This is a genomic window from Paenibacillus sp. cl141a (assembly GCF_900109305.1).
GTDB classification, from domain to species: domain Bacteria; phylum Bacillota; class Bacilli; order Paenibacillales; family Paenibacillaceae; genus Paenibacillus_AQ; species Paenibacillus_AQ lautus_A.
The window spans coordinates 111,548-118,121 of record NZ_FNZO01000016.1; the positions used below are offsets into that span (position 1 = coordinate 111,548).

At 49.6% G+C, this 6,574-nt stretch carries 6 protein-coding genes; all 6 read right to left on the reverse strand.

Going from position 1 to position 6,574, the window contains the following annotated elements; genetic code table 11:
• Window positions 1-13: 13 nt before the first annotated feature.
• The 6 genes from BMX45_RS28930 to BMX45_RS31515 all read right to left on the reverse strand — a co-directional run bounded on the left by BMX45_RS28930 (window position 14) and on the right by BMX45_RS31515 (window position 6,330).
• Window positions 14-235, reverse strand: a complete 222-nt coding sequence (locus BMX45_RS28930) for a hypothetical protein (protein ID WP_090914062.1) — start codon at window positions 233-235, stop codon at window positions 14-16.
• Window positions 232-1,440, reverse strand: a complete 1,209-nt coding sequence (locus BMX45_RS28935; RefSeq protein WP_090914063.1) for a Ger(x)C family spore germination protein — start codon at window positions 1,438-1,440, stop codon at window positions 232-234. The genes BMX45_RS28930 and BMX45_RS28935 overlap by 4 nt, the downstream gene beginning before the upstream one ends.
• 62 nt (window positions 1,441-1,502) lie before the next feature.
• Complete coding sequence (locus tag BMX45_RS28940) at window positions 1,503-2,978, reverse strand: spore germination protein (RefSeq protein WP_090914065.1); 1,476 nt, start codon at window positions 2,976-2,978, stop codon at window positions 1,503-1,505.
• A 237-nt stretch (window positions 2,979-3,215) separates the two neighbouring features.
• A complete protein-coding gene (locus BMX45_RS28945) occupies window positions 3,216-3,725 on the reverse strand; it encodes a ClbS/DfsB family four-helix bundle protein (RefSeq protein ID WP_090914067.1) in 510 nt (169 codons plus the stop codon).
• A 132-nt stretch (window positions 3,726-3,857) separates the two neighbouring features.
• A complete protein-coding gene (thrS, locus tag BMX45_RS28950) occupies window positions 3,858-5,768 on the reverse strand; it encodes a threonine--tRNA ligase (protein WP_090914069.1) in 1,911 nt (636 codons plus the stop codon).
• A 406-nt stretch (window positions 5,769-6,174) separates the two neighbouring features.
• A complete protein-coding gene (locus BMX45_RS31515) occupies window positions 6,175-6,330 on the reverse strand; it encodes a hypothetical protein (protein WP_175495230.1) in 156 nt (51 codons plus the stop codon).
• Window positions 6,331-6,574 lie beyond the last annotated feature (244 nt).

Consider the following 6,574-nt stretch of genomic DNA (forward strand, 5'->3'; position numbering starts at 1 on the left):
AAACCCTTCCTCATTATGAGATCCATCCGCTCAGGAGCTGCACCAAGGCGCCGATCCAGTCCAGCGGCTTTAAATAAGGCACCTCCATCATATCTCCGATCAAAGCCAGCAAGGTTACTCCCCATACCGCATAGAATACGATGATGTCCCGGATGGAACGCAGCTTCAGAAGATGACGAGTTTCCGTAACGAGAACAAAGGCTAGAAAGAATATGAATAACCAATGCCAATTCACGGCTCATCCACCTTTTGGTTTAAGGGTTGTATGATGGATCCGATCCGGCGGATCGCAACATCGGTGTCCACGCGGATACTCATCGTTTTAAAGCTTTCCCCCCAATGATCCCGGTATTTTTTCCATACGTCCGGGTATTTTCGGTGCAAAACCTCGCCGAATCCAAAAACGTCAGCTCCATAACGCTGCTGGACCAGCCCGATGTGCTTCCGAATATTGGCGTTATATTTATCCTCGATGTCCTTCTCCAATTCGTCGATGACGGCAGGTTGACTGATATCAATCGCGCATTGAACGGCATTCACGTCGGCCTCGATCTCCAATTCGGCTGAAAAAGCGGGGGTGCCATCCGCATTGAGCGTAACGTCCAGCGAGGTGTCCGCCCGGTTCACGGCGAATCCGACGATGCCGCTGTCCGGACATGCAATGAATCCCGTCGTGGTGTCGACTCTATTCAGGACATAATTGACGGCCTTGCTGGGGGGTTCCCCCAGCCATCCGACCAACCGGTCCCCCTTGAATACGCCGAGCCCCGTATGCTGAAGAAGCGTGGAAGGATTGATTTGCTTCACGTTCTCCATGGTCTGGCCTTCGGCTAAGCTACCGCTTAATTGGACTCCGGATAATACCGGATCTGAGCCGTTGCGCTTTAGCTCCGTCACGAACTGCTGCAAAGTGACTTTCCCCGTCGCCGCCCATTTTTTTTCCGAGATCAGAATAGAGGAATAGAGCGAATTCGCCGGAACATACTCGAATGGCGTAACGACCTCTAGGATCTCCTCAGCCTTTCCGTTCTTGGCGACGAGCATGAAGAAATCCGTTCGAAGCTGATGATTCCGGGAAATATAATCGAGCACATCGTTGACCCCTGACCTGGCCAGATCCTCACCGAATACCAACACGCGAACGTGGGACAGATAAGGCATCCGGGGTGCCATGCTCAACATGCGCTGCAGGGCGTCTGGGATGGTCTTGCCGACGGACTTGTAGGTTACGACCGGAAGACTGCCCATCGATCCGCCTATTTTGGAGCCGGCCTCGGCGGAATTGAGCACTTGAGCAGAAATGGCATACCCATTCTCATGGCTGTCGATGCCAAGCGCCATGACGACGGCCAGCTCATTCAGTTCTTTTCTGCTCCAGCATCCAGGGGTGAAGGTCAAGCATAGTACGAGCAGGACTGAAAGTATTTTTCTCTCCAACACGATAACCAGTCCCCTCTGTATGGAATGGATAATTCGAATGCAGGTCCTCGCTATTTGACGGCTTATGTCTTGGATCTGGTCAAGTATTTTTTCATGTTGTGGCGGGACAATCGCAACAAGGCATCCTTCTGGCTCCGCCATCTTATGGGGGCGAATGAGGTCATATACGGAACCCCCATGGACTGCAGGCTGCATAGGTGAAGGCCGATGATGATCATGCCGATGATCATCCCGTACAATCCGAATGACGCAGCGATTCCCATGAGCCCGAATCGCAAGATCCGAACCGAGATTCCGATATTGAAAGCCGGCAGGGCAAAATTCGCAATCGCCGTCATGGACACAACGATCACCATTGCGGCCGATACGAGACCCGCTTCCACGGCGGCTTGCCCGATGACCAGCGTGCCTACGATGGAGACGGATTGGCCGATCGATTTAGGCAGCCGAATGCCCGCCTCGCGCAGAATCTCGAACGTAATCTCCATGATCAGGGCTTCGATGAATGCAGGGAAGGGAACCCCTTCCCGCTGTCCGATTAAGCTGGTCAACAGGTCGGTTGGCAGCATTTCCTGATGGAACGTGGTAATCGCAATATACAGGGAGGGAGTAAGGAGCGCTATTCCGAAGCATAAGTATCGAAGCAGTCGAACCAAGCTGGCAAAATCCCACCGCTGGTAATAATCCTCGCTTGATTGAAACAGCTGGACGAACAGCGCGGGAACCACCAGAACAAAGGGCGTTCCTTCTAAGAAAATAGCAATGCGCCCTTCCAGTAAAGCAGACGCAATGACGTCGGGCCGTTCTGAATTATATACCGTAGGAAAAGGACTGTAGCGGTGATCCTGAATCATCTCCTCGATGTAATTGCTTTCCAGCACGCTGTCCAGCTTGATTCCATCCAGTCTTCTGCGCAGCTCGTTCAGTACGTCGACATCGCATAATCCTTCCATGTACATCACAGCCAGCTGCGTATTTGTGTGCTCGCCGACGGTTCTCTCTTCCAAGCGCAGTTTAGGGCTTTGAATTCTCCGCCGGACCAAAGCCGTATTCTCTCGAAGCGACTCGGTAAAGCCTTCCCTCGGACCTCTCACCACGGATTGCGAGCTGGCTTCCTCCACCCCCCGCTGTTTCAGCGTTTCCGTCCCCACATACAGGGAGGTGGCCGCTCCATCCATGAAGATGATCGTATTGCCGGAGAGCAATTTCTTTTCAACCTCTTGAAAGGTCCTGGCTTCTCCCACTTTTCCCATCGTGATTGTCAGTTCTTGCAGCATTTTCATCCGTTCTTCCGGACGTTGGTCGGGGAGATTCATGAACAGCGGCAAATCGGCATGAATCGCTTCGATCAGATAACGGGGATCTCCCATCCCCTCAATATAGATCATCACCGAGGGGATGGCGCCTAGTTGAAGCTCACGGTAAATAATATCTCCGCTTTGTCCGAAGCGGCTCTTCATATCGTCAATAAATTGCGTCAGGGATGCCGGCAAATTTTCTTGCTGGGCTTCGCCCGGCGTTAAGTTCTTCATCATCATGGAAACGACTCCTCGTGCCTTCGCGGCCAGCTTTGCCCTACAAGGAATTCAAGTTACCTTCATTTATCTTTTCCTCTACTGTTCCCGGAGTTGGATATATTATACTATTTAAACATTTTGGCAAAAAAGCGGTATACATTTCTGACATTGGCAGCCTTCCCATTCAGCTTTAATCCAACCAAAAAAACGATCCGAGGTTTACCTCGGATCGTCGTTTTGCCCTTGAAGGGGTACGCGTTATGCTACGAACTTTTTCCACTTTCTGATCTTGGCTCTGAAGCTTTTGAAAGGGGCGACGGAATTGATGTGCAGCCATTTCCACATCGGCCAGTTGGCGCTGGTTACCGTCCATTTTCGAACGCCCGGACGAAACAACTCTTCCTCGGTCAACCGGTTGATCCATTCGCACCATTCATCCGTCCTCTGTTTCAGCATGAAACGCAATTCTTCCAAAGAATAGCCGTCATACGCTTGGTAGAAACGCTGATACAGTGCCCCCAATTGATTCCATTTATAGTTAGGGGCTGGCGTCGTAACTTCGATGCCGGCTCCTTCATCCCGCTCCCAGCTCATGACGAGAGACAGCCACCCAAGCTGATAGGCGATCATTTCTTGCGGCGTTCTGTCGACTTCGCCAATGCGTTGATTCTTTCTATCCTCCGGGACATCATCAAATTCTTGGTCAAACAGCTTATACGTTCGTCGAATTTCAGCGATGAAAGCCTCTTTGCTCGGGTACGTTTGCAACGGTACTCTCTCCTTCATCATTTACATATACCGCTTTATAGGTACATCCAAATCATACCATGACTTGGGGGCGCACACGGTGACGAAGATCATCCCGCTCCCTATGCGGAAAGCCGCGGCTACAACGAAAAATTAAAATTCTTTTGACTCTATCTCGTTCCGAAGCCGTTCTATGACATGATCTATCGCGATCTCGCCAAGCTCGCCCTCGCCCCGTTTACGAACCGATACCTGATCGGAGTTCATTTCCTTCTCGCCAAGGACAAGCGTGTAAGGCGTTTTCAACAGTCCCGCTTCACGGATTTTATAACCCAGCTTTTCATTTCGGACATCGACGTTCACCCGTATGCCGGCATGCTCCAGACGCTTCTTCACCTTCAAGGAATAATCGATATAGTGATCTGACACCGGAATGATCATCACTTGTACGGGAGCAAGCCACATCGGGAAGGCCCCGCCGTAATGCTCTGTAAGGATCCCGATAAAACGCTCGATGGATCCAAACACCGCCCGGTGAATGACAACCGGCCGATGCTTCTGATTATCTTCTCCAATATAGGACAGATCGAACTTTTCAGGGAACTGGAAATCCAGTTGGATGGTGCCGCACTGCCAGCTTCGCTTTAAGGAATCGAGGATATGAAAGTCGATTTTGGGTCCGTAAAACGCTCCATCCCCTTCATTAATCCGGTACGGCAATCCCAATTGATCCAGTACCTGCTGCAGCGAAGACTCCGCTTGCTCCCATAGTTCCTCGGAGCCCATGGAATCCTCCGGTCTTGTCGATAACTCGATTGTATACTCAAAGCCAAAGACTTGATACACTTGGCTGATAAAATCGATAACCTGTTTGATTTCTTCCTGGATCTGATCGGGCCTTACAAAAATATGCGCATCATCTTGACAAAACGTGCGCACCCGCATCATGCCGTTAAGAGCGCCTGAGAACTCATGGCGGTGAACCTGACCGAACTCGGATATGCGAATGGGCAGCTCTCTGTAGGAGTGCAGCGAGTTTTTGTAGACCAACATATGCCCTGGACAGTTCATCGGCTTCAGCGCATACTCCGTCTCGTCTACTTGCGTAAAATACATATTGTCTTTGTAGTGATCCCAGTGACCGGACATTTCCCACAGGCGCTTGTTCATCATCAGCGGAGTCCGCACTTCATCGTAATCGCGATGGAATTGAAGCCCTCTTGCGAATTGCTCCAGCTCATTGCGAATGATCATCCCGTTCGGCAAAAAGAATGGCATGCCGGGCGCTTCTTCCGAGAACATAAAGAGGCCAAGCTCTTTTCCCAGCTTCCGATGATCCCGTTTCTTGGCTTCCTCTAGCAGCAATAAATGCTCATCCAGCTGCGATTTCTTGGGAAACGCCGTACCGTATATACGTTGCAGCATTTTATTGTCCGAGTTCCCCCGCCAATAAGCACCCGCCACACTCATTAATTTGAATGCCTTGATTCTGCCCGTTGAAGGAAGATGCGGCCCCCTGCACAAATCAACAAACTCGCCCTGCTCATATACCGAAATGACCTCGTCCGCCGGCAACTCACGGATCAGCTCCATCTTGTACGGATCGTCTTGGAAAATACGTTCGGCCTCCTGACGACCCACCTCCTTGCGAATAATCGGCAGGTCTTCCTGAACGATCTTCTGCATTTCTCGTTCGATGGCAATCAACTCTTCAGACGTAATCGAATGCTCCAAATCCATATCGTAATAAAAACCATCCTCAATGACAGGTCCTACCCCAAAATGGACAGACTGACTACCATAGATCCGTTTAACGGCCTGGGCCATTAGATGAGCCGCGCTGTGTCGATATACGTACAATCCGTCCTCGGAATCCAGTGTAATGATGCTTACTTCCGCATCTTCACGAAGCTCATGATTCAAATCCACGAGTCTGCCATCCACTTTGGCTGCAACCGCATTTTTCTTCAGTCCTGAATGGATGGATTCCGCGATTTGGATCATCGTCGTTTGTGCGGGATACTCCTTCTTGCTTCCGTCCTGCAGCGTTACTACAATTGACATTGTGATCCCTCCATCTAATTTAGATTGAACGCAAAAAAGCACTCGATCCCTAAGGGACGAGTGCGTTCAGCTCGTGGTTCCACCCTAATTTGATCCGAAAATGGCAAACGCTCGTACTGCCGCGCGCTTTGTCGGATCCTCATTCAGACATCCGGTAACGGGGATGAAACGGTGTTTTCTAGTTCCATTTCGATTGTCGAACGACCGATCTGGGTTCAAAAACACAGCTACAAAGGGGTAATTCAAGAAACAAGCGCGGAAGAAGCTTTCACCAATCGCTTCTCTCTCTGGACAGGTCGTTTCACGAATCATGTCTTTGATCATTGCTGATAGTAAAGTACTATAAGTCAGTTTTTTCTAATTGTCAAACCTAATTTCTAAGATAGTTCGATCATCTTTTCCATGTTTACGATTCCTCGTCCTTCAGGGTCGTTTTGATCAAATATCCAATACCCAAACCGACCAGAACACCCGGAAAAGCATAGTCTAAGGTTAAACCGATTCCGGCCCCGATGATGACGCAAGCGTAAATAATGATATCTCCCTTTTTCAATTCTCCCATCTCCCTCTTGTCGAAATGTATGACATTCTCCGTAATTTTCATTGACGAATTTTATCTTACAAGATGACGTCGCGTCACTTTCAAGCGTCTATTGAGAATTTGTCAGATTCACGAATGAATCCATAACTGAAAACAAAAAAGCCGCTGTTATGATATTATCCCCTTTAAGTAGACAGTGTGTAAAAAGCGCATTAAAGTCTACTTGGAGGGGATTTTTTTCATGGGCGAAATACGAAAGACATAT

What these genes read in the sequence shown, in the direction of transcription:
- BMX45_RS28940 (WP_090914065.1), bottom strand. Translation starts at nt 2,978, where the DNA reads ATGATGATGAAGAACTTAACGCCGGGCGAAGCCCAGCAAGAAAATTTG.
- thrS (WP_090914069.1), bottom strand. Translation starts at nt 5,768, where the DNA reads ATGTCAATTGTAGTAACGCTGCAGGACGGAAGCAAGAAGGAGTATCCC.
- BMX45_RS31515 (WP_175495230.1), bottom strand. Translation starts at nt 6,330, where the DNA reads ATGGGAGAATTGAAAAAGGGAGATATCATTATTTACGCTTGCGTCATC.